We start from the raw sequence: 25,870 nt of genomic DNA, 5'->3' as shown, positions 1-25,870 counted from the left end.
CCGCCGGCTATAGCGGATGTCCGCCATACCGGCACCAGGCCAAACCGTCGCCGCGATGAACGCCTCGCAGCAGACCTGGCATGAACCCAAGGAAAAACCGGACTTGAACATCGGCAGCTTTCTCGACCTGCTCAAGCTGCGCCGTTTGCGCGCATTCCGGCGCCGCCGCGCGGCGGCACGCATACGACCGGAGCAAGAACCGGCGCTGCGTTCGGAACTGTTCAGCGCCGAGCAGATGGAACGGCATGGTGCGGCCCTGGCCAGCCAGCACCGGTTGAGTGCGCGCTCGGGCGCGGATCTGCTGCTGGCCCGGCTGGCCGACAACGAAGCGGTGCTGGCGCACACCTGCGAACGGCTGACCGACGCCACCCGGCGCAAACGGCGGGTCAGCCCGGCCGGCGAGTGGCTGCTGGACAACTTCTATCTGATCGAGGAGCAGATCCGGATCGCGCGTCGGCATCTGCCGAAGGGTTACAGCCGCGAGCTGCCGCGGCTGGAAAACAGTTTGTCGGCGGGTCTGCCGCGGGTGTACGACATCGCGCTGGAAATCATTTCGCACGGCGATGGCCGGGTGGACACGGGCAGCCTGCACCGCTTCATAAACGCCTACCAGAGCGTGACTCCGCTCAAGCTGGGCGAGCTCTGGGCGATCCCGATCATGCTGCGGCTGGCGCTGATCGAGAACCTGCGCCGGGTCGCCGCCCGGGTGATGGCGGACTGGCGCTACCGCGGCATGGCCGTGCGCTGGTCCGACAACATGACCGTAACAGCCGAGCGCGATCCGAGCAGCGTGGTGCTGGTGGTCGCCGACATGGCGCGCTCGAATCCGCCGATGAATAGCGCGTTCGTGGCCGAGATGGCGCGCCGGCTGCAAGGCCAGAGCCCGGCGCTGGCGTTGCCGCTGAGCTGGATCGAACAGCGTCTGTCAGCGTCGGGCCAGAGCATCGAGCATCTGGTGCAATTGGAGGCCCAGCAGCAGGCCGCCAACCAGGTATCGATCAGCAACAGTATCGGCAGTCTGCGCACGCTGTCGGCGATCGACTGGCGCGACTTCGTCGAGCGCAGCAGTCTGGTCGAGCAATGTCTGCGCGGAGATCCGGCCGGTGTCTATACGGCGATGGATTTCACCACCCGCGACCGCTATCGCCACGTGGTGGAAGGGCTCGCGCGGCATCATCAGCTAACCGAGCTGGAGGTGGCCGAGGCGACGGTGGCGCTGTGCCAGGCCGCCCCACCAACCGACACCACGTCGTCACCGCCGCAGCACGTCGGCCTCTACCTGATCGATCGAGGCCGACGCCAACTGGAACACCGCCTCGGCGTCCGACCCCGGCTAGCCGAAACGCTGCGCCGCGGACTCGACCGCGCGCCGCTGCCGATCTACCTCGGCCTGCTGGTATTGCTGACGTTCGCCTTCGCGCAGCCGCTGGTGGCGGCAGTCATACACAACCGGCTGCCGCCGTGGGCGGTTGTCGCGATCGCCATTCCGGCCACCATTCTGGCCAGCCAACTGGGCTTGAGCCTGCTCAACTGGATGGCCACGCTGACGATCGCGCCGCAGCTGCTGCCGCGGATGGATTATTCGGAAGGCATCCCGTCCAGCGCGCGCACGCTGGTGGCGATTCCCAGCCTGTTCGCCAGCGCGCAGGATGTCGAAGACCTGGTCGAAGCGCTGGAAGTGCGCTTCCTCGGCAACCGCGACGAACACCTGCACTTCGCCCTGCTCACCGATTTCGCCGATGCGGACAGCGAGACCTTGCCGGGCGACGACGCACTGCTGCGACTGGCGCGGCGGCGCATCGAGGCGCTCAACGAGCGCTACGCGAGCACCGAGGCCGACCGCTTCTTCCTGTTCCATCGCCCCCGGCGGTGGAATCCCGCCGAGCGATGCTGGATGGGCCACGAGCGCAAGCGCGGCAAGCTGGCCGACCTCAACACGCTGCTGCGCGGCAATGCGCACGGCCGCTTCATGCTGATCGTCGGCGACATCACGACGCTGCCGCGCGTGCAGTACGTGATCACACTGGACACCGATACCGGGCTGCCGCGCGATTCCGCGCAGGCATTCGTCGGCACCATCGACCACCCGCTCAACCGCGCGGTATACGACCCCGTGCAGCGGCGCGTGGTGTCCGGCTACGCGATCCTGCAGCCGCGGGTGGGCATCAGCCTGCCCAGCACCGCGCGCTCGCGCTATGCGCAGCTGTACGGCAGCGACGCGGGTATCGATCCGTATACGCAGATGGTCTCGGACGTCTATCAGGACGTGTTCCACGAAGGCTCGTTCATCGGCAAGGGCATCTACGCCATCGATGCGTTCGAGCTCAGCCTGGACGGCCGTTTCCCGGAAAACCGCATTCTCAGCCATGACCTGGTCGAGGGCTGCCACGCGCGGGCGGGCCTGCTCAGCGACGTGCAGCTGTTCGAGGAATACCCGCCCCGTTATGGCGCCGACATCAAGCGGCGCCATCGCTGGATCCGCGGCGACTGGCAGCTGCTGCCGTGGCTGCTGCCGTGGGCACCGAGCGCTCATGCCGGCTGGCGCCGCAACGCGCTGACCGCGCTGTCGCGCTGGAAGATCCTCGACAACCTTCGCCGCAGCCTGGTGCCGACCTCGCTGCTGGTATTGCTGGTGACCGGCTGGCTGGCGCTGTCGCCCGTGCTGTCGTGGACGCTGGCGGTGCTGGCGATGGTCCTGGTGCCGCCCCTGCTGTCGGCCTTGCTGGAGCTGGTGCAGAAGCCCAAGGACGTACAGCTGGATCAGCATCTGCGTGCCGGCTTCCTGACCAGCCTGCAGCATTTCGCGCGGATGGGGCTGGGGCTGGCCTGGCTGCCGCATGAAGTGCTGTACCAGCTCGACGCGATCGTGCGCACGCTGTGGCGCATGGCGATCAGCCATCGGCATCTGCTGCAGTGGCAGACCTCCAGCGAGGTCGAACGACGCAGCAGCAACGCACCGGCGGCCCTGTGGCGAATGATGTGGTCCGGCCCGCTGCTGGCGCTGGGACTGACCGTGGCCCTGGCGCTGCAGCGGCCAATGGTATTGCTGCTGGCGTGGCCTCTGTTGCTACTGTGGCTACTGTCGCCGTCGCTGGCATGGTGGATCAGCCAGCCGCGCAAGCCCGACACGTTTGCGCCGACCCCGGCGCAGACGCGCTTCCTGCGCGCCTTGGCACGCCGCACGTGGGCGTTCTTCGAGACCTGCGTCGGCCCGGCCGACCACTGGCTGCCGCCGGACAACCTGCAGGAGCGGCCGGGACCGGTGATCGCCCATCGCACCTCACCGACCAATATCGGCATGGCGCTGCTGGCGAACCTGGCCGCCAGCGACTTCGGTTTCCTCAGCACCGGCGGCCTGCTCGAGCGCACCCGCCAGACCCTGGCCACGATGCAGCAGCTGCCGCGCCATCGCGGCCACTTCTACAACTGGTACGACACGCTGAGCCTGCAGCCGCTGGCGCCGCTGTACGTCTCGGTGGTAGACAGCGGCAACCTCGCCGGCCACCTGCTGACGCTGCGGCCGGGGCTGCTGGGGCTGCTGGACGAGCCGGTGTTCCAGCCTCGCTTGCTGCTGGGCCTGCTCGATACCGTGAACGTGCTGCACGACACGCTCGATGCCGGCGCCGCGCTGGCGCTGGATCCGCTGCAGCAGGAGTTGCAGGATGGCCTGGCCACGCCGCCGGCCGCCCCCAGCATCGCTGCGGCGCTGCTGCAGCGGCTGCTGGACCACGCCCATGCCCTGGCGCAATCGCTGCGGGTCGAATCCGGCAGCGATGCGGAGTTCTGGCTGGCCGCCCTGCTCGAACAATGCAGCGACCTGTGCGACGAAGCGGCCACCTTCAAGCTGGATCCTCCGCACGACGATGACGGCGGTTTCAGCGGCATTCCCACGCTGCGCCAGCTCGCGCGGATTGAACCGCTGTGCTGGCCTGCCGATGCGGACGCCGATGCCATCCGCGAACGCGCGTGCGAACGCGTCGCCGCGATCGAGCAGCTCGCATACCAGGCGGGCGAGCTGGCCTTGATGGACTATCGATTCCTCTACGACAGCGCGCGCGACCTGCTGGCGATCGGCTACAACGTCGACGATCGCCGGCTCGACGCCAGCTATTACGACCTGCTGGCCTCGGAAGCGCGGCTGGCCAGTTTCGTGGCGATCGCGCAAGGCCAGCTGCCGCAGGACAACTGGTTCTCGCTGGGCCGCCTGCTGACCACCAGCGGCGGCGAACCCGTGCTGCTGTCGTGGACCGGCTCGATGTTCGAATACCTGATGCCGACGCTGGTGATGCCGAGCTATGAAGGCACCTTGCTCGACCAGACCTGCCGCGCCGCGGTGGCGCGGCAGATCGAGTACGGCAACCAGCTGAACCTGCCGTGGGGTGTTTCCGAATCCGGCTACAACACGCTGGACGCGCACTTCACCTACCAGTACCGCGCGTTCGGCGTGCCCGGGCTGGGTCTCAAGCGCGGACTGGGCGACGACGTGGTGGTCGCGCCGTACGCCACCGCGTTGGCGATGATGGTGGCGCCGGCGGCGGCGACCAGGAACCTGCAGCGCCTGGCCGACGCCGGCGCTGCGGGCCGCTTCGGTCTGTACGAGGCGATCGACTACACCCCCGCCCGCCTGCCGCTGGGTCAGGCCTCGGCCGTGGTGCAGTCGTTCATGGCGCACCACCAGGGCATGAGCCTGCTGGCGCTCGACTACGCACTGTTGGGCCGGCCGATGCAGCGGCGATTCGAAACCGATCCGCAGTTTCAGGCCACCAGCCTGCTGCTGCAGGAACGCGTGCCGAAGACCGCCGCGGAATACCTGCACGCCTCCGGCTTCCCCGAGTCGGACGGCCAGACGCGCGCGGCCGAAGCACGGCTGCGCGTGTTCACCGATCCGAACCGGCCGCGGCCGGCGGTGCAACTGCTGTCGAACGGTCGCTATCACACCATGGTGAGCAGTGCCGGCGGCGGCTACAGCCGTCGCGGCGAACTGGCGCTGACGCGCTGGCGCGAGGACATCACGCGCGATCACTGGGGCATGTTCTGCTACTTGCGCGACGTCGCCAGCGGCGACTACTGGTCCACCGCGTATCAGCCGACGTTGAAGAAGACCGAGCTGTTCGAGGCGATCTTCTCCGATGCCCGCGCCGAATTCCGCGTGCGCGAACGCGAATTCGATTCGCATACCGAGATCGTGGTGTCGCCGGAAGACGATATCGAGCTGCGCCGCACGCGCATCACCAACCGCAGCCGCACGCGCCGCACGATCGAGCTGACCAGCTACGCCGAGGTGGTGCTGGCGCCGTCGATCGCCGATGCCCTGCACCCGGCCTTCAGCAAGCTGTTCGTGCAGACCGAGCTGATTCCGGAACTGCAGGCGATCGTATGCACCCGGCGCCCGCGTGCGGCCGACGAACACGTGCCGTGGATGTGCCATCTGCTGGCCGCGCACAACGCCGACATCGACCAGATCTCCTACGAGACCGACCGCGCACGCTTCATCGGCCGCGGCCGCGACCTGGCGCAGCCGCAGGCGCTGGATCGCGAACAATCGCAGCTGTCCAACAGTCAAGGCTCGGTGCTCGATCCGATCGTGGCGATCCGCTGCCGCATCACGCTGGAGCCGGAACAGTCGGCCACGATCGACTTCGTCACCGGCATCGCCGACCACCGCGACGGCTGCGTACACCTGATCGGCAAGTACCGCGACCGCCACCTCGCCGACCGCGTGTTCGACCTGGCCTGGACGCACAGCCAGGTGCTGCTGCGCCAGCTCAACGCCAGCCTCGCCGATGCACAGCTGTACGAGCACATGGCCACCTCGATCATCTATCCGAACGCAAACCTGCGCGCGGAGCCCGGCGTGCTGCGCGGCAACCGACGCGGCCAGTCCGGGCTGTGGGGACAGTCGATCTCCGGCGACCTGCCCATCGTGCTGCTGCAGATTTCCGATCGGGCGCGTATCGAGCTGGTGCGCCAGCTGGTGCAGGCGCACGCCTACTGGAGGCTGAAAGGGCTGGCGGTGGATCTGGTGATCTGGAACGAGGATCGCGCCGGCTACCGGCAAGAGTTGCAGGACCAGATCATGGGCCTGATCGCATCGGGCAGCGAAGCGAGCCTGCTCGACCGGCCCGGCGGCATCTTCGTGCGTCCGGCACAGCAGCTGTCTGGTGAAGACCGGACGGTGATGCTGGCCTCGGCACGGATCGTCCTGACCGACAACCGCGGCAACCTGACCGAGCAGATCAGCCGGCGCGTGGCGGAAACGCAGGCGCCGCGCTTCGAAGCCAGCAAGCCGCGGCGCATCCCGGCCGCGCCGCCACCGCCGACCACGCCGTCCACCTTGCAGCTGGCCAACCCGCACGGCGGCTTCAGCGCCGACGGCCGCGAGTACGTGATCACGCTGGGCCCGGGCGATGCCACCCCCGCCCCATGGGCCAACGTGCTGGCCAACCCGCACTTCGGCACGGTGATCTCCGAGAGCGGCAGCGCGTATACCTGGGGCGAGAATGCGCACGAGTTCCGGCTCACGCCGTGGCACAACGACCCGGTCGGCGACGGCAGCGGCGAGGCGCTGTACCTGCGCGACGAGGAAACCGGCCAGGTCTGGTCGCCCACGCCGCTGCCGGCGCGCGGCAGCGGCCACTACGTCACCCGCCACGGCTTCGGCTACAGCGTGTTCGAGCACGACGAAGACGGCATCCACTCCGAATTGTGGATCTACGTGGCGCTGGATGCCTCGGTGAAATTCTCGGTACTGCGGCTGCGCAACGACTCCGGCCAGCCGCGCCGGCTCAGCGCCACCGGCTACGTCGAATGGCTGCTCGGCGACCTGCGCGAGCGCACCGCGATGCACGTGGTGACCGAATCGGATCCGGCCAGCGGCGCGCTGTTCGCCCGCAATGCGTACAACAGCGAATTCCCGAACCGCGTCGCGTTCTTCGACGTGGACGATCCCGGCCGCGGCATCGACGGCGACCGCAGCGCCTTCATCGGCCGCAACCGCAGCGCGGCCGCGCCGGCCGGACTGGGAAGATCGCACTTGTCCGGCCGCCTCGGCGCCGGACTGGATCCGTGCGCGGCGTTGCAGGTCAACGTGGCACTGGACGCAGGAGAACAGCGCCAGCTGATCTTCCGGCTCGGTCTCGGCCGCGACGGTGCCGATGCCGCCGCGCTGGTGCAGCGTTTCCGTGGCCGCGGCGTGGCCGCCGACACGCTGGAGCGAATCCACGCGCATTGGGCACGCACGCTCGGCGCCGTCCAGATCAGCACGCCGGAACCGGCGCTCGACGTGCTGGCGAACGGCTGGCTGCTGTACCAGACCATCGCCTGCCGCATATGGGCGCGCAGCGGCTACTACCAGTCCGGCGGCGCGTTCGGCTTCCGCGACCAGCTGCAGGATTCGATGGCGCTGCTGCACGCGGCACCCGACCTGTCGCGGGCGCAACTGCTGCTGTGCGCCGGGCACCAGTTTCCCGAAGGCGACGTGCAGCACTGGTGGCATCCGCCGCTGGATCGCGGTGTGCGCACCGCCTGCTCGGACGATTATCTGTGGCTGCCGCTGGCCACCAGCCGCTACGTGCTGGCCACCGCGGACACCGACGTTCTGCGGGAGCAGCTCGGCTACATCGAGGGCCGTCCGCTGCATCACGGCGAGGAGTCCTACTACGACTTGCCGCAACCGTCGAGCCTGCGCGAAACCCTGTACCAGCATTGCGTGCGCGCGATCGAACGCAGCCTGCCGCGCGGCGCGCACGGCCTGCCGCTGATCGGCAGCGGCGACTGGAACGACGGCATGAACCGGGTCGGCGAAGCCGGCCGCGGCGAAAGCGTGTGGCTGGGTTTCTTCTCCTGCGAGGTGCTGAACCGGTTCGCCGAAGTGGCCCGGCTGCATGGCGACGAAGCCTTCGCGCTGCGTTGCGAAGGCGAAGTCAGCCAGCTGCGCGTCGCGCTGGAACAACATGCCTGGGACGGCGCCTGGTATCGCCGCGCGTACTTCGACGACGGCACCCCGCTCGGTTCCAGCGGCAACGACGAATGCCGCATCGATTCGATCGCGCAGAGCTGGTCGGTGCTGTCCGGCATCGCCACGCCCGAGCGCCAGCAGCAGGCGATGAACTCGCTGGACCGACACCTGGTGCGCCGCGAGGCGGGCCTGGTGCAGTTGCTGGAACCGCCGTTCGACAAATCGGCGCTCGACCCCGGCTACATCAAGGGCTACGTACCCGGAGTGCGCGAGAACGGCGGCCAGTACACGCATGCCGCGATCTGGGCCACGATGGCCTTCGCCGAACTCGGCGACAGCGCCCGTGCGTGGGAGCTGCTGCGCATGATCAATCCGGTCAACCATGGCAGCGACGCCATCGAGATGGACATCTACAAGGTCGAACCCTACGTGGTCAGCGCCGACGTCTACGCGGTCGAACCACACATCGGCCGGGGCGGCTGGAGCTGGTACACCGGCTCCGCCGGCTGGATGTACCGGCTGATCGTCGAGTCGCTGCTCGGCCTGCGGCTGGAAGCCGGCCGCCTGCGCTTCACTCCCGTCCTGCCTGACGAGTGGGAAGGCTTCTCGCTGGATTATCGCTACCTCGACACGCAATACCGCATCCATCTCCGGCAGAGCGACGCCGGCACCGTGAGCACCGTGTGGCTGGATGGCGTGGTGCAGGCGGATGGCTGCATTCCACTGGCCGATGACGGGGCGGAGCACAGCGTGGAGCTGAATCACCCGCGGGCTGGTTGATCCAGGCCGCAATACCTGAGCTTGCCGGCACTTTGGTCCGCCGGATTTTCCACGACGGCTGTCATTCGACGTCTTGCCGCATCTCGATGGCTTCCGTCACCTTGTCCCACTGAATCCCCATGCTGCCGCATCACGGCGCTGGCGCATTGCGACTCGCCTTCCACTCGGCCACGCGTTGCCCGATGTAGCGGTCGTAATCGGCATCGGTATGCAACTGCGGAAGCGTGTGAGGAACGCGGCGACCTTGCGTGTCTCTGACCGGCAATTGCGCCGCCAGCGCCGCACACACTTTCTGCAGATGCGAGGGTCGGCCGGCTGCCGGGTTGATGCCCTTGGAGGCCGGAACCACCTCTCCCGCCAGCGGATCGTCGGTACGCGGCGTGGACAGACTCAACACGTCCGCGATGTCGGGTGCTGCGGCATCACGTGCGGTCAACGCGGGTACACCCCAGCGCCGTTCGATCGTACTGAGAATGGAAGTGTGATCGAACGGCGTGGCGCCCGAGCTGCGGAACACCGTACCGGCGGGAATCCATGGCGAGATCACCACCGTGGGCACGCGCGGCCCGAAACGCTTGAAATCGAACCCGAACTCGCCCGGTGCGGCATCCGGCGGCACCGCGTTGGTGGGCGGCGGCACATGATCGTAGCAACCGCCATGCTCGTCGTAGGTGACGAGCAGCAAGGTCCGGTTCCACGCCGGGCCATGGCGCAGCGCGTAGTACACGTCGTGGATAAGCTGTTCGCCCAGCGCCACGTCATAGTTGGGATGCTGGCTGTTGCCGCTGGAACCCCAGCTCGGCTCGAGGAAGCTGTATGACGCCAAGGTGCCGTTCGCCGCTGCGGCCTGAAAATCCGCGAACTGCCCGAACTGGCCGTCGGGCGCATTCGTCAAATCGGCAAAATCCAGGCGTGTGAGCGGCTCGGCGTTGTAACCGTAGATGGCCCAGGACACGCCGTGCTCGCCCAGCGCGCCGTAGATGGACGGCACCGTGAATGCCTTGGTCTTGTCATCCATATGGCCCTGCGAGGTACCCGCGTTGACAAAAGCGCGGTTGGGCAAGGTTTCGGTAGGGACGGAACAGAACCAGTGATCGCAAACGGCGAAACCGCGCGCCAGCGCGGACAGCACCGGCAAGGTCTGCGGCGTGTACATGCCCATGATGTCGGCGGCCACCGTGCCGGGCAGCACGCCGCCTTTTCTCTTGGACTCCTCCGCCAGGGTCGCCGCGTAGTTGTCGACGAAGCCCTGGTTGGTCGCGGTGGGCGGCGTCGGCGCGGTGGCGTTGCCGAATAATTGCGCGTTGGTCGCCGCGTAGCCCTCGCCTGGATCGGCTCCGGGCTGGTAATACGTATGGGCCTGCCCCGCTGCGATCTTGAATACGGTATCGGTGCCGCTGGCACCGGGATTGGATTCCTTGCCGGTCAACCCTTCGAACGGCTGCCCGGCCGGAGACACATTGTTCGAATCCGCGTACAGGAACCCCAGCATGTGGTCGAAGGAACGGTTCTCCAGCATCAGCACCACGATGTGATCGATCGCCGACAGCTGGTTTGCATGGTGCTTTGTCATCGCGCATCGCCCTCGGACTCGGGATCCAGGCACCGGGCCAGGTCACGCGCCTGGTTCGCGCCATTGCAGCAGCCTGGCATGTCAATGGGATGATTCGTGCGCACAACGAAAGTTCACGCGAGCACAAGGGATGGTCTGAATAAGTCCACTGCGGTCTGGAGAAGGGCGCTCTTTGTGGGAGCGACTTCAGTCGCGATTGCGTAGCAGTGCGCTGCGCCGACTGATTATGCATCCAGCCGCTGCGACGCCGGGATGCTGCAGGCTACTGCCGCGGCCACCGCGACTGAAGTCGCTCCCACAATCTCGGCGACGAGCAGAAGCTTGTTCAGACGTTCCCGGCCGGGACATATCCATCGCCTTGCCCGTTCCCGCTGACGCAGGTTCATGCGGCCATCGCGTCAAGCCTTGCATGTGCAACTTATGCATCGGCTTAACCTCGCGCCGTGCAGTCTGGAAGATAAGCCCGCCGTCCGGCATGCTGACGGAGCCGCGCAGCGCGAGCCGCATGTCGCTGCATCGACGGCACTGAGCCCACCCCATGGAGAAGCAACCGCTATGCCGATATCCCGCTCGGATGCCCTGGTCTTTTTCGGCGCCACCGGCGACCTCGCCTACAAGCAGATCTTCCCCGCCTTGCAGGCGATGATGCTGCGCGACGGGCTGGACCTGCCGATCATCGGCGTGGCGCATTCCGGCTGGAGCGTCGAACAGCTGCGCCAGCGCGCGCACGAGAGCCTGGCGCAGGCGGCGAAGCGTCGGGGCGATGAGGTCGATGAGGCCGCGTTTTCGAAATTCTCCGCGCGCCTGCAGTACGTCGACGGCGACTACAACGACCCCACCACCTTCGCACAGTTGAAGCAGCTGCTGGGCAGCGCCGGCGCACCGCTGCATTATCTTGCGATTCCGCCCGGCCTGTTCGGTGTCGTGGTGAAGAATCTGCAGCAGGCCGGTTGTGCCGACAACGCACGAGTGGTGGTGGAAAAACCTTTTGCGCGCGACCTCGCCTCGGCGCGGGCGCTCAACCACACCTTGCACCAGGTGTTCCCGGAGTCGGCGATCTTCCGCATCGACCACTACCTGGGCAAGGAACCGGTGCAGAACCTGCTGTATTTCCGCTTCGCCAACACCGTGCTCGAACCGGTGTGGAACAACCGCTATGTCGACCGCGTGCAGATCACCATGGCCGAGCAGTTCGGCGTGGACGGCCGCGGCAGTTTCTACGAAGGCGTCGGCGCGATCCGCGACGTGCTGCAGAACCATCTGCTGCAGGTGACCTCGCTGCTGGCGATGGATGCGCCGATCGGCAACGATCCGGTCTCGCTGAATGCGGAAAAGCTGCGGCTGTTCCGCGCGATGCGCCCGCTGGACCCGAAGGAAGTGGTGCGCGGCCAGTTCAACGGCTATCGCGAAGTGCCGGGCGTGGCGCCGGATTCCGATGTGGAGACCTTCGTGGCGCTGCGCCTGCACATCGATACCTGGCGCTGGGCCGGCGTGCCGTTCTACATCCGTGCCGGCAAGAACCTGCCGCTCACGACCACCGAAGTGATGGTGGACATGAAGGTGCCCCCGCTGTCGGTGTTCGACGAGATCGCGTCGCCGCAGTCGAATTATTTCCGCTTCCGGCTCAGCCCCGAGGTGGTCATCGCCGAAGGCATGCGGGTCAAGCGGCCCGGCGAAACCATGCAGGGCGAGCCGGTGGAACTGGTGGCGCGGCACCACTCGGAGCCGGAGAAGCCGCCGTACGAACGGCTGCTCGCCGACGCGATCCGCGGCGACAACGGGTTGTTCACCAGCGACGAATGCGTCGAGGCCGCGTGGGCGGTGGTCGATCGCGTACTGCATCACGCGGATCGCGTGAGCTTCTACGAGCCCGGCAGCTGGGGCCCCCCGGAGGCCGCGCAAATCGTCAGCGGCGCCGAGGGCTGGCACGATCCGAAAGCCGAGGCCAGCGAACCATGTTGAGCGCCGACTCCGTCGCCGTCCATCCCACCGCCACTGCGTCGGTGGTCTTCCTGTTCGATGTCGACAACACCTTGCTCGACAACGACCGCTTCGGCGCCGACCTCGGCGACACGTTGGCGCAAGCGTTCGGGACAACCGAGCGCGACCGCTACTGGGCGCTCTATGCGCAACTGCGCGACGAGCTGGGCTACGCCGATTACCTGGGCGCGCTGCAGCGTTTCCGCGCCGGCCTGGACAACGACCCGTCGCTGCTGCATATGTCCAGGTACCTGCTGGATTACCCGTTCGCGGACCGGCTGTATCCGCACGCGCTGGAAACCCTGGCGCACCTGCGCACGCTGGGCCCCACGGCCATCCTGTCGGACGGCGACGTGGTGTTCCAGCCGCGCAAGATCCAGCGGGCCGGGCTATGGGAGGCGCTGCGCGGCGAAGTGCTGATCTACGTGCACAAGCAGCAGATGCTGGTGGCGATGCAGCATCGTTATCCGGCCGCGCATTACGTGATGATCGACGACAAGCCGCAGATCCTGGCCGATATGAAACAGCGGCTCGGCCGCCGGCTGACCACGGTATTCGTGGAGCAGGGCCACTACGCCGCGCAGGCGCCCGCGGACGTTCGGGCCGCGGCCGATATCCGCATCGCGTGCATCGGTGAACTGCGCGGGCGTAAGCTTGGCGATTTCCTGCCCGACGCGCCCGTCATCAACCTTCCGGCAGACTGAAACCCACCCATATCGAACTGGAATCATGGAGCAAGCATGAAAGCGACCCGTCAACTGCACGAACTCGGCCAGAGCCTGTGGCTGGACAACATCACCCGCACCCTGCTCGACGACGGCACGCTCGCGCGCTATATCGCCGAGGATTCGATCACGGGATTGACCTCGAACCCCAGCATCTTCGATGCCGCGATCGGCGACGGCGACGCCTACGATGCCGGTGTGCACGCCAAGACGCTGGCCGGGCTGTCGGGCGAGGCGCTGTTCATCGAACTGGCGCTGGAAGACCTGCGTCGCGCGGCCGACCTGTTCAAGCCCGTGTTCGACGCCACCCGCCAGATCGACGGCTGGGTCTCGATGGAAGTCTCGCCGCTGCTGGCCGCCGACACCGCCGGCTCGATCGCGGCGGCCCGGCACATCCACCACAAGGCACAGCGCGACAACCTGTTCGTGAAGATTCCCGGCACCCCCGAAGGCGTGCCCGCGATCGAGGAAGCGATCTTCCTGGGTATCCCGATCAACGTGACCTTGTTGTTTTCCTGCGCGCACTACCAGGCCGTCGCCGAGGCCTATATGCGCGGCATAGAGCGTCGCCTCGCCGCCGGGCTCGATCCGAAGGTCGGCTCGGTCGCCTCGCTGTTCATCAGCCGCTGGGACGTGGCCAGCAACCCGCAGCTGCCCGCCGAGCTGCACAACAAGCTCGGCATCGCGGTGGGCCAGCAGACGTATCGCGCCTACCGCGCGTTGCTCGCCTCGCCGCGCTGGCAGAAGCTGGCGGCCGCCGGTGCGCAGCCGCAGCGCCTGCTGTGGGCCAGCACCGGCACCAAGGATCCGTCCGCGCCCGACACGCTGTACATCAGCGCATTCGCCGCACCCGACACCATCGACACGATGCCGGAGAAAACCCTGTTCGCATTCGCCGATCACGGCCAACTGCATGGCGTGATGGCGACCGATGGCGGCGACGCCGACGCCGTCCTGGCGCAGATCGCCAAGGCCGGCGTGGACATCGACGCGCTGGCGCGCAAGCTGCAGCAGGATGGCGCCGAGGCATTCGTCAAATCCTGGAACCAGCTGCTGCAGCGGATCGCGGGCAAGGCCGCTGCGCTGGCCGACAAATCGAAAGGACCCGCGCTGCGATGAGCCATCCGAAACTCACCACCTTGCCGCAGTGGCAGGCATTGCAGCGGCACTTCGCCATGCTGGGCACGAAACACCTGCGCGAACTGTTCGCCGCCGATCCGCAGCGCGGCGAACGGCTGACCGTCGAGAATGTCGGACTGTATCTGGACTACTCCAAGCAGCGCGTCGATGACGACACGTTGCGCCTGCTGCGCGAGTTGGCCGAGGCCTGCGAGCTGCCGCGGCGGATCGAGGCCATGTTCCGCGGCGATAGGATCAACACCACCGAGAACCGCGCGGTGCTGCACGTGGCACTGCGTGCGCCGGCCACGAAGAAGATCCTGGTCGACGGCCACGACGTGGTGCAGGACGTGCACGAAGTGCTTGCCCGCATGGCCGCGTTTTCCGAACGCGTGCGCAGCGGCGCGTGGCTGGGCCACACCGGCAAGCGTATCCGCAACATAATCAGCATCGGCATCGGCGGCTCCGACCTCGGCCCGGTGATGGCCTATGAGGCACTGCGCGATTACAGCCGCCGCGACATGACGTTCCGCTTCGTGTCGAACGTGGACGGCACCGATTTCGCGGAAGCCGTGCGCGACCTGGATGCGGCCGAGACGCTGTTCATCATCTGCTCGAAGACCTTCACCACGCTGGAGACGCTGACCAACGCGCACGCCGCGCGGGCGTGGAGCCTCGCGGCGCTGGGCGATGCCGACGCCGAGAAGAACGGGGCGATCGCCAAGCATTTCGTCGCCGTCTCCACAAACGCCGAAGGCGTAGCGAAGTTCGGCATCGACACCGCCAACATGTTCGGCTTCTGGGACTGGGTCGGCGGGCGCTACTCGATGGATTCGTCGATCGGCTTGTCGACCATGCTGGCGATCGGGGCGGACGGCTTCCGCGACATGCTGGCCGGCTTCCACGCGATGGACGAGCACTTCCGCCGCACGCCGCTGGAACGGAACCTGCCCGTCCTGATGGGCTTGCTGGCGATCTGGAACAACAACTTCCTCGATGCGGCCACCGTGGCAGTGCTGCCGTACGAGCAATACCTGAAACGCTTCCCTGCCTACCTGCAGCAACTGACGATGGAGAGCAACGGCAAGCACGTCACGCTGGACGGCAAGGTCGTGGACTACGACACCGGCCCGGTCTACTGGGGCGAGCCGGGCACCAACGGCCAGCACTCGTTCTACCAGCTGATCCATCAGGGCACGCGCATCGTGCCATGCGACTTCATCGGCTTCGGCCAGACGCTGAATCCGCTGCCGGCACAAGGCGGCGGCGATCAGCATGACTTGTTGATGGCGAACCTGATCGCGCAAGGCGAGGCGCTGGCGTTCGGCAAGAGCTCGGACGAAGTGCGTGCCGAAGGGACGCCCGAGGCGCTGGTGCCGCATCGCACGTTCGAGGGCAACCGGCCCAGCACGACCATCCTCGCCGCGAAGCTGACCCCGCACGCGCTGGGCACACTGATCGCGCTGTACGAGCACAGCGTGTTCGTGCAGGGCGTGCTCTGGGACATCGATTCGTTCGACCAGTGGGGTGTGGAGCTGGGCAAGCAACTGGCCAAGGCGACCATCGTCGAGCTGACCGCCAAGGACGAGCCGAAACTGGCCCACGACAGCTCGACCAACGCCTTGATCCGCCGCTACCGGCAACTGCGCGACGGCAAGGCACCCACAGGTCCGCGAGGCTGATATTGCGTGTAGGAGCCCGCTGGCGGGCGATGCTTTCGCTTTAAATCTCCCCAACATCAAAGCAAGAGCATCGCCCGCCAGCGGGCTCCTACCACCGGCGGCAAGTCCGGCAGGGAAATTCCACGAAAGGTTTCCATAGGAAAAAATGAGTCAGCACATCAGTCCGCTCGCCGGCAAGCCGGCACCGACATCGATCCTGGTCGACATCCCGAAGCTGCTGGCCGCGTATGCGGACCTGAAGCCCGACCCGACGGTCGCCGCCCAGCGCGTGGCGTTCGGCACCTCCGGCCATCGCGGCAGCTCGTTCGAGCACAGTTTCAACGAGTGGCACATTCTGGCGATCAGCCAGGCGATCTGCGAGTACCGCCAATCGAAGGGCATCGACGGCCCGCTGTTCATCGGTGCCGACACGCATGCGCTGTCGCAGCCCGCGTTCGAGAGCGCGCTGGAGGTGCTGGCCGCCAACGGCGTGCAGACGATGATCTCCGCAGGCGGCGAGTTCACTCCGACCCCGGCGGTCTCGCACGCGATCCTCGTGTACAACAAGGGCCGCACGTCCGGCCTGGCCGACGGCATCGTGATCACGCCGTCGCACAATCCGCCCGACAACGGCGGCTTCAAATACAACGCGTCGAATGGCGGCCCGGCCGATACCGATATCACCGGCTGGGTGCAGAACCGCGCCAACGCCTTGCTCGAAGCCGGCCTTAAGGACGTCAAGCGCATGCCGTTCGCGCAGGCACGCAAGGCCGCGACCACGCGCGGGCACGACTTTCTCAACACGTATGTCGCCGATCTGGCCGACATCATCGACTTCGACGCGATCCGCAGTGCCGGCGTGCATATGGGCGTCGACCCGCTGGGCGGCGCCGGCGTGCATTACTGGGCGCCGATCGCCGAGCGCTACAAGCTCGACCTCACCGTGGTCAGCGCGGTGGTCGATCCGCAGTTCGCCTTCATGAGCGTGGACTGGGACGGCAAGATCCGCATGGATCCCTCGTCGAAGTACGCGATGCAGCGGCTGATCGCTTTGAAGGACACCTACGACGTCGCGTTCGCCTGCGACACCGACCACGACCGCCACGGCATCGTCACCCGCAGCAATGGGCTTATGGAGCCGAACCATTACCTGTCCGTGCTGATCGACTACCTGTACCGGCACCGTCCTCAGTGGGGTGCGGACGCCGCCGTCGGCAAGACCCTGGTCACCACCGCGCTGATCGACCGCGTAGTGAAGCGGCTGGGGCGGCGGCTGTATGAAACGCCGGTCGGCTTCAAGTGGTTTTCCGAAGGCTTGTTCGACGGCTCGCTGGGCTTCGGCTGCGAGGAAAGCGCCGGCGCATCGCTGCTTCGGCGCGACGGCTCGGTATGGGCAACGGACAAGGACGGCCTGGTGCCCGCGCTGCTGTCGGCCGAGATCACCGCGCGACAGGGCAAGGACCCGGGCGAGTTGTTCGCGCAGTTGACCGACGAGCTCGGCAAGCCGTTCGCCGACCGCGTCGAGGCGGCCGCCACGCCGGCGCAGAAAGCCAAGCTCGCGAAGCTGTCGCCCGACCAGTTGAAGAGCGACCAGCTCGCCGGCGAGAAGATCGAACAGGTGCTGGACAAGGCGCCTGGCAACGGCGCGGCGATCGGCGGCATCAAGGTCGTCGCCGCCAGCGGCTGGTTCGCCGCACGGCCATCCGGCACCGAGGCGATCTACAAGATCTACGCGGAGAGCTTCAAGAGCGAAGACCACCTGCAGAGCCTGCTGAAGGAAGCCCAGAGCATCGTCGACGCCGCGCTCGCGTAGGATCCCGCTAGCGGGCGATGCTCTTGCTTTGATGTTTGGAGATTTAAAGCAAAAGCATCGCCCGCTAGCGGGCTCCTACACACATGATCCCAGTCACCGCCGGAGAAAACCCATGTCCAACGCACTCGACCAGCAATGCATCAATACGCTTCGCTTCCTCTCGGTGGACATGGTGCAAAAGGCCAACAGCGGCCACCCCGGCCTGCCGCTCGGCGCCGCGCCGATGGCATACGCGCTGTGGACGCGGCACATGAAATACCACCCGCAAGATCCGCACTGGGTCGATCGCGACCGCTTCGTGTTGTCCGCCGGCCACGGATCGGCGCTGCTGTACAGCCTTCTGTTCACTACCGGCTATGACTTGTCGCTGGATGACATCAAGCAGTTCCGCCAATGGGGCAGCAAAGCGCCGGGACATCCCGAGTTCGGCCACACGCCAGGCGTCGAGGTCACCACCGGCCCGCTCGGCCAGGGTCTGGCCAACGCGGTCGGCATGGCGCTTGGCGAGGCCCAGCTGGCGGCCAGCTACAACCGTCCTGGCCACGCCATCATCGACCACCACACCTGGGCGATCGTCAGCGACGGCGACCTGATGGAAGGCGTGGCCAGCGAGGCGGCTTCGCTGGCCGGGCACCTGAAGTTGGGCAAGCTGATCTGCCTGTACGACGACAACTACGTCACCTTGTCCGCCGGCACCGACATGACGTTCTCCGAAGACCGCGCCAGACGCTTCGAGGCGTACGGCTGGCAGACCATCCACGTCACCGACGGCAACGATCTCGAGGCGATCAATGCGGCGCTGGACGACGCCCGCGCCGACACCGCGCGGCCGTCGCTGATCCTGGTGCGCACGCATATCGGCTATGGCTCGCCCGAGCAGGACAGCTACAAGGCGCACGGTTCGCCGCTGGGCGTCGAGGACGTGAAGGAGACCAAGCAAAAGCTGGGCTGGCCGGTCGAACCCGATTTCCTGCTGCCGGAGCCAGCCCTGGCGCATCTGCGCGAGGCGCAAACGCGCGGCGCGAAAGCGCAAGACGAATGGAATAGACGCCTAGGCGCCTATACCAAGGCCTTCCCCGAGCTGGCCGGCGAGCTGGAGGGCCGTCTGCGCGGCGAACTGCCACGCGGCTGGGATGCGGACATCCCGGTATTCCCCGCCGACGCCAAAGGCATGGCCACTCGCGTCGCCGGCGGCAAGGTCATGAACGCGTTCGCAAAGAAACTGCCGGCGCTATGCGGCGGTTCGGCCGACCTCGACCCGTCCACCCATACGGCGCTGAAGGACCTGGGCGACTTCAATCCGGCCGGAGAACCGAAGAACGAGGACGAACAGGGTTCCGACGGCGGCGGCTGGAGCAGGGCAGGCCGCAACTTCCATTACGGAGTGCGCGAGCACGCGATGGCGGCGATCAGCAACGGCCTGGCCGCACACGGCGGCTTCATTCCGTTCGACGCCACCTTCCTGATCTTCTCCGATTACATGCGCCCCGCGATCCGTCTCGCCGCGCTGATGGGCGTGCACGTGGTGCACGTGTTCACCCACGACAGCATCGCGCTGGGCGAGGACGGACCCACCCACCAGCCGGTGGAACAGCTGGCCAGCCTGCGTGCCATCCCCAACCTCACCGTGATCCGTCCCGGCGACGCGAACGAGACCGCCGCGGCGTGGAAGGTGGCGGTGGAATCGACCAGGCACCCGGTGCTGCTGGCGCTGACCCGGCAGGACGTCCCCACGCTCGATCGCACGCGCTATGCCAGCGCCGACGGCGTGCGCCGGGGCGCGTATGTACTGAGCGACGCGAAGGACGGCAAGCCATCTTTGATCCTGATCGCCAGCGGCTCCGAAGTCGGCCTGATCCTTGCCGCCGCCGACCGGCTGCAAGCCGGAGGCACCGCCGTGCGCTGCGTGTCGATGCCGAGCTGGGAGCTGTTCGACGCGCAGCCTCAAAGCTACCGCGACGAGGTGCTGCCGCCCGCGGTGACTGCACGGCTGGCGGTAGAACTAGGCATCTCGCAAGGATGGGATCGCTATGTCGGGGCTCAGGGCGACATGCTCGGGGTCGACCGCTTCGGCGCCTCCGCGCCGGCCGGGGTACTGCTGCGCGAGTACGGCTTCACTGTCGACAACGTGGTGCGGCGGGCCAACGCCTTGCTCGGGCGCTGAAAAGACAGCGTAACGGCAACCGCCGGGCCGGACGAGCGGTCCCGGGCTCCTGTTGACCGAAAAACGGTACGCCGCCCTGTGACCATCGTCATGCACATCTAATGACCATCGTCATGTATATGTAAACTATTCGGTATGTTATTGTCTGCGGCGGCGTCCCCCTTGCCCCCCAGGTCACTCCCTTGCCCAGTCTCCTGCCCGACTCGAAGCCCGCCCTGCTTGCCCGTACCGCCCTCGTCCTCGCGCTGCTGGCCAGTCTGTCCGTCGCCGGTTGCGCCGTCGGCCCCGATTACCGCCGGCCTGACGCGCCGCCGGTGGATCGCTACACGGCACAACCGCTGCCAGCCGCCACTGCCGCCGCCAAGGCCGCCGACGGCGACGCGCAGCGTTTTCTGCAGGGCCACGACGTGCCCGCGCGCTGGTGGACGACGTTCGACAATCCCGAGCTGACCCGCCGGGTAAACACCGCGCTGGCGCACAGTCCGTCGATCGCCTCGGCCCAGGCCGCCTTGCGCCAGGCCCGGGAGAACGCCGACGCCGCGCGCGGCGGCCTGTTTCCATCGGCGGACCTGGGCGCCGGCGCCACCCGCCAGAAGCTATCGGCCGCGCAGTCGCGCCAGACCGGCAGCGGTGGCCCGTACACGGTGTACAACGCCTCGGTCAGCGTCGGCTATACGCTGGACCTGTTCGGTGGCGTGCGCCGCGGGATCGAGGCGCAGTTGGCGCAGGCGGATTACCAGCAGGCGCAACTCGACACCACCTATCTGACGCTGGCCGCGAACGTGGTCACCACGTCGCTGCAGGAAGCATCGCTGCGCGAGCAGGTGCGCGCGACCGAACAGATCGTCGACATGCAGCGCGAGAGCCTGGACATCGCGCAAAAGCAGCTGAAGATCGGCGCGAAGTCGTTGTCCGACACGCTGGCGGTACGTTCGCAGCTGGCCGCCACCGAGGCGACCTTGCCGCCGCTGCGCGCGCAGCTCGCCGCGACCCGCAATCAGCTGGCCAGCTATCTCGGCACCACGCCGGCGCAACTGCAGCTGCAGCCGTTGACGCTGGACGCGGTCACCTTGCCCTCCGACATCCCGGTCAGCCTGCCGTCAAACCTGGTCGAGCAGCGTCCGGACATCCGGGCCGCATCGGCGCAACTGCACGCGGCCTCGGCCCAGGTCGGCGTCGCCACCGCGGCGATGCTGCCGCAGGTCACGCTATCCGGCAGCGTCGGGTCGGAGGCGCTGCGCGCCGGCGACCTGTTTTCCGCCGGCACCGGCGCCTGGTCGCTGGGCCTGGGCCTGACCCAGCCGCTGTTCCATGGCGGCGAGCTGCTGCACAAGAAGCGCGCCGCACGGGCCGGCATGGACAAGGCGGTGGCTGACTGGCAGCAGACCGTACTGAACGCGTTCCAGAACGTTGCCGATGCGCTGCAGGCCCTGGATTACGACGCGCAAGGCCTGGCCGCGCAAGCCATTGCCGAGAGCACCGCGTCGCAGCAGCTCGACCTGGTCCATCGGCAGTTCCAGCTCGGCGCAACCGGCTATCTCAACCTGCTCGACGCCCAACGCACCTATCAGCAGGCGCGTATCGGACTGATCAAGGCGCGCAGCGCACGGCTAGCCGATACCGCCGCGCTGTATGCCGCCCTCGGCGGCGGCTGGCGCAGCGACACCCGGGTAGCCAGCCAGAAGCCATAGCTCTATCACCTAGTGCGGACAGGATGTCCGCTTTTTGACTTTCGCGATCGTGGATGATCGCAATAACCCAAGGAGTTCGCGCATGCCCACGCGCGTCGACAAGAAGCCCAGCACCACCAAGCGCATGATCTGGATGGTCGTCGGCATATTCCTGCTGATCGCCGTGATCGCCGGCATCAAGGTGCTGCTGGTCGTGCGCATGATCCACGGCATGCCGAAACCGGCGCCGTTCACGGTCAGCACCACCGCCGCCCGCGAACAGCCGTGGCAACCCGCGCTGAGTGCCGTCGGCACGTTGCGCGCGGCCAACGGCGCGGACCTGGCGATGGACGTGGCCGGCCTGGTCACCGGGGTCAACCTGAAATCCGGCCAGGACGTGACGCAAGGCCAGGTGCTGCTGCAGCTGCGCGACGGTGACGACGTGGCCCAGCTGCAACAGTTCGAGGCAGCGGCCCAGCTGTCCCAGCTCACCTTCGAGCGGGCACGCCAGCAGCTCGCGGCGCAGGCGATCAGCAAGGCCGACTACGACACCGCGACCGCCGATCTCAAGGCGAAACAGGCCGCGGTGGCGCAGCAGAAAGTGGTGGTGGCCAAGAAGCAGCTGCGTGCGCCGTTTACCGGCCGCGCCGGCATCATCACCACGAGCCCCGGCGACTACCTCAGCGCCGGCGCCACGGTGGTGACCGTGCAGCAGCTCGACCCGCTGCTGGTCGATTTCTATGTGCCGCAGAGCGAACTGGGCCGGTTGCAGGTGGGCCAGGCGGTGAACCTGAAGCTGGATGCGTATGCCGGCCGCGACTTCACCGGCAAGCTCAGCGCGATCAACCCCAAGGTCGACCTCGGCACGCGCAACGTGCAGGTCGAGGCGACCGTACCCAACCACGACAAGGCGCTCACCCCGGGCATGTTCGCCAAGGTCACCGTCGATGTCGGCAAAGAACAGCGCCAGCTGACCCTGCCGCAGGCCGCGATCGTCTACAACCCCTATGGCGATACGGTGTACGTGGTGCAGCCGTCCAAGGGCAAGGACGACAAGGGCCAGCCACTGCCGCCCACGGTGAAGCAGACCTTCGTCACGGTGGGCGACACCCGTGGCGATCAGGTCGCCATCCTCAAGGGCATCGACGCCGGCACGGTGGTGGTGACCAGCGGCCAGATCAAGCTGAAGAACGACGCACCGATCGCGATCGACAACAGCGTGCAGCCGGCCGACAGCGCCCATCCCGCGCCGCAGGAGCACTGAGCCTACCCATGAAATTCACCGACCTGTTCATCAACAAGCCGGTGCTGGCGGTGGTCGTCAGCCTGCTGATCCTGGTGCTGGGCGTGCGCGCCGTCAGCAGCCTGACCGTGCGCCAGTACCCCAAGACCGAGAACGCCACGGTCACCGTCACCACCGCGTACTACGGTGCCGACGCGCAGACCATGGCCGGCTTCGTCACCCAGCCGCTGGAGCAGGCGATCTCGCAGGCGCAAGGCATCGACTACCTGTCCTCCAGCAGCGTGCAGGGCGTGTCGACCATCACCGCGACCCTGCGCCTGAACTACGACGCCAACCGCGCACTGACCGAGATCACCACCCAGGCGAACTCGGTGCGGAACCAGCTGCCGCCGCAGGCGCAGCAGCCGGTGCTGAAGGTGCAGGTCGGCGAGACGATCGACGCGATGTACATGGGCTTCTACAGCGACGTGCTGCCCACCAACAACATCACCGACTACCTCGCCCGCGTGGTCAAGCCCAAGCTCGACTCGATCGAAGGCGTGCAGACCGCCGAGCTGCTCGGCGCACGCCAGTTCGCGCTGCGTGCCTGGCTGGACCCGACCAAGATGGCGGCGCATGGCATCACCGCCAGCGACGTGAACGCGGCGCTGGCCTCCAACAATTACCTGGCCGCGGTCGGCTCCAGCAAGGGCCAGGCGGTGACCGTCGACCTGACCGCCGACAGCAACCTGCATTCCGTCGAGGAGTTCAAGCAGCTGGCGATCAAGCAGGTCAACGGGGCGATCGTGCGGCTGCAGGACGTGGCCACCGTCTCGCTGGGCTCGGAAAACTACGACTTCAACGTGGCCTTCAGCGGCAAGCGCTCGGTGTTCATCGGCATCAAGGTCGCGCCCGACGCGAACGTGCTGGATGTGGCCAAGCGCGTGCGCGATGCGTTCCCCGACATCCAGAGCCAGTTGCCCAGCGGACTGACCGGACAGATCGTCTACGACGGCACCGAGTTCGTGAACAGCTCGATCAACGAGGTGGTCAAGACGCTGGCCGAAGCGCTGCTGATCGTCACCCTGGTGATCTTCCTGTTCCTGGGCAGCCTGCGCGCGGTGATCATCCCGGTGATCGCGATGCCGCTGTCGCTGATCGGCACCTTCTTCGTGATGCTGGCACTGGGCTACTCGATCAACCTGCTGACCTTGCTGGCGCTGGTGCTGGCGATCGGCCTGGTGGTGGACGACGCCATCATCGTGGTGGAAAACGTCGACCGGCACATGAAAGAGGAGGGCAAGACGCCGTTTCAGGCCGCCTTGCTCGCCGCACGCGAGCTGGGCGGACCGATCCTGGCGATGACCGTGGTACTGATCGCGGTGTACGTGCCGATCGGCTTCCAGAAAGGCCTGACCGGTGCGCTGTTCAGCGAATTCGCCTTCACCCTGGCCGGCGCGGTAACGGTGTCGGCGGTGGTCGCGCTGACCTTGTCGCCGATGATGTGCGCGAAGTTCTTCCGCAGCGAGCAGGAGAACAACCGCTTCGTGCAGTTCATCGACCGCCAGTTCGATCACGTGCACCACGGCTATCAGCGCATGCTGCACGGCACCTTGTCGACCTGGTCGGTGGTTCTGGTGATGAGCGGGTTGCTGTTGCTGGCCACCATCGCGCTGGGCATGACCTCGAAATCGGAACTCGCTCCCGAAGAGGACCAGGGCATCGTGGTCGGCCAGATCGTGGGCTCGCCGAACACGACGGCGCAGCAGATGAATGTCTACGCGACACAGATGTTCGATCTGTCCAGGCAGCTGCCGGAATACGAGCAGATGTTCCAGTTGACCGGCGTGCCCACCATCAACCAGGGCATCGGCGGCGTGCTGTTCAAGCCGTGGGACCAGCGCCACCGCAGCGCGCACGAACTGCAGCAGGTCCTGCAGCAGAAGTGGAGCGGCATCGCCGGCGCCCGGGTGGCGGCCTTCCAGTTTCCGCCGCTGCCGGGCGCATCTGGCCTACCGATCCAGGTGGTGATCACCACCACCGAGCCGTTCGAGAACCTCAATGCGGTCGCCACCGAAGTGCTGCAGAAGGCGCAAGCCAGCGGCAAGTTCTACTTCGTCGACTCCGATCTCAAGGTCGACAAGCCGCAGAGCACGGTCAGCCTCGACCGCGACATGATCACCACGCTGGGGTTGACCCAGCAGGATGTGGGTGCCGCGCTCGGCTCGGCGCTGGGCGGCGGCTACGTCAACTATTTCTCGATCTCCGGCCGTTCCTACCAGGTGATACCGCAGGTATTGCAGGTCGACCGGCTCAACCCGAGCCAGGTGCTGGATTACTACATCCGGGTGCCGAACGGTTCGGTGATTCCGGCCTCCACCGTGGCCAAGATCACCCGGCAAGTGGTGCCGCAGTCGCTGAACCGCTTCCAGCAGTTGAACTCGGCCACGATCTCCGGCGTCAGCGGGCTGTCGCAGGGCGACGCGCTGACTTACCTGCGCGACCTGGTGAAGCAGGTGGCGCCGACCGGCTACACGGTGGATTACGCCGGCCAGTCGCGCCAGTTCATGCAGGAGGCTGGCGGCTTCGGCGCGACCTTGCTGTTCGCAGTGATCATCGTGTTCCTGGCCCTGGCCGCGCAGTTCAACAGCTTGCGCGACCCGATCGTGATCCTGGTCTCGGTGCCGCTGGCGCTGTTCGGCGCGCTGATCTTCGTCAACCTGTTCACCAGCCTCAACATCTACACCGAGGTCGGCCTGGTGACCTTGATGGGCCTGATCAGCAAGCACGGCATCCTGATCGTGCAGTTCGCCAACCAGTCGCAGCTCGCCGGCATGTCCAAACGCGAGGCGATCGAACATGCCGCCGCGGTGCGCCTGCGGCCGATCCTGATGACCACGGCGGCGATGGTGCTGGGCGTGCTGCCGCTGGTGATCGCCTCGGGCGCGGGCGCGGCGGGCCGCTTCAACATGGGCCTGGTGATCTCCACCGGCCTGGCGATCGGCACCTTGTTCACCCTGTTCGTGGTGCCCGCGTTCTACATGCTGCTGGCCGCCGATCACCACGGCGGCCGCCAACCGGCGGACGATCCACTCCTGGCGGGACCGGATCCGACGACGCAAGTCTGAGCGATCGACAGAAGAAAGGCGCGGTCACCGGCGCCTTTCTTTTTGCATTGACCGTGCAATGCGCCGCCTGATGGCGGG

Annotated in this window: 11 protein-coding genes; 10 read left to right on the top strand and 1 reads right to left on the bottom strand. The window is 66.9% G+C overall.

Translation table 11 applies throughout. The annotated features are described in order from the left end of the window. Nucleotides 1-103: 103 nt before the first annotated feature. Complete coding sequence (locus tag ACFPPB_RS10610) at nt 104-8,737, top strand: glycoside hydrolase family 94 protein (RefSeq protein WP_377326866.1); 8,634 nt, start codon at nt 104-106, stop codon at nt 8,735-8,737. A gap of 130 nt (nt 8,738-8,867) precedes the next feature. Here ACFPPB_RS10610 and ACFPPB_RS10605 read toward each other — a convergent pair whose 3' ends face one another. Then, entirely contained in the window at nt 8,868-10,310 is a 1,443-nt protein-coding gene (locus ACFPPB_RS10605) for an alkaline phosphatase family protein (protein ID WP_377326833.1), read from the bottom strand. A gap of 555 nt (nt 10,311-10,865) precedes the next feature. On the opposite strand from ACFPPB_RS10605, the gene zwf reads away from it, so the two are divergent. From zwf to ACFPPB_RS10560, 9 genes are all read left to right on the top strand, one after another. Beyond that, nucleotides 10,866-12,272, top strand: a complete 1,407-nt coding sequence (zwf, locus tag ACFPPB_RS10600) for a glucose-6-phosphate dehydrogenase (protein ID WP_377326831.1) — start codon at nt 10,866-10,868, stop codon at nt 12,270-12,272. After that, nucleotides 12,266-12,994: an HAD family hydrolase gene (locus tag ACFPPB_RS10595; RefSeq protein WP_377326829.1), complete on the top strand. Its 729-nt coding sequence runs from the start codon at nt 12,266-12,268 to the stop codon at nt 12,992-12,994. The genes zwf and ACFPPB_RS10595 overlap by 7 nt, the downstream gene beginning before the upstream one ends. A 36-nt stretch (nt 12,995-13,030) precedes the next feature. After that, entirely contained in the window at nt 13,031-14,134 is a 1,104-nt protein-coding gene (gene tal, locus ACFPPB_RS10590) for a transaldolase (protein ID WP_377326827.1), read from the top strand. Continuing rightward, the gene (gene pgi, locus ACFPPB_RS10585) at nt 14,131-15,816 is read left to right on the top strand and encodes a glucose-6-phosphate isomerase (protein ID WP_377326825.1); all 1,686 of its coding nucleotides are present in this window, start codon (nt 14,131-14,133) and stop codon (nt 15,814-15,816) included. The genes tal and pgi overlap by 4 nt, the downstream gene beginning before the upstream one ends. A gap of 145 nt (nt 15,817-15,961) precedes the next feature. After that, nucleotides 15,962-17,608 (top strand): phosphoglucomutase (alpha-D-glucose-1,6-bisphosphate-dependent), encoded by a 1,647-nt coding sequence (pgm, locus tag ACFPPB_RS10580; protein ID WP_377326823.1) that lies wholly within the window; start codon nt 15,962-15,964, stop codon nt 17,606-17,608. Nucleotides 17,609-17,720: 112 nt separating this feature from the next. After that, on the top strand, nt 17,721-19,772 hold the full coding sequence (tkt, locus tag ACFPPB_RS10575) for a transketolase (RefSeq protein WP_377326821.1): 2,052 nt from the start codon (nt 17,721-17,723) through the stop codon (nt 19,770-19,772). A gap of 182 nt (nt 19,773-19,954) precedes the next feature. Continuing rightward, nucleotides 19,955-21,463: an efflux transporter outer membrane subunit gene (locus ACFPPB_RS10570; protein WP_377326819.1), complete on the top strand. Its 1,509-nt coding sequence runs from the start codon at nt 19,955-19,957 to the stop codon at nt 21,461-21,463. Between the two features lie 82 nt (nt 21,464-21,545). Continuing rightward, entirely contained in the window at nt 21,546-22,706 is a 1,161-nt protein-coding gene (locus ACFPPB_RS10565) for an efflux RND transporter periplasmic adaptor subunit (RefSeq protein ID WP_377326817.1), read from the top strand. Nucleotides 22,707-22,714: 8 nt separating this feature from the next. Further along, nucleotides 22,715-25,792, top strand: coding sequence for an efflux RND transporter permease subunit (locus ACFPPB_RS10560; protein WP_377326815.1), 3,078 nt, complete (start codon nt 22,715-22,717; stop codon nt 25,790-25,792). Nucleotides 25,793-25,870: the final 78 nt, after the last annotated feature.

This window comes from Rhodanobacter terrae (assembly GCF_042657005.1).
In the GTDB taxonomy this organism is placed as follows: domain Bacteria; phylum Pseudomonadota; class Gammaproteobacteria; order Xanthomonadales; family Rhodanobacteraceae; genus Rhodanobacter; species Rhodanobacter terrae.
Note: the sequence above shows the minus strand (reverse complement) of the source record. Positions and strands in the feature narration are given on the sequence as shown.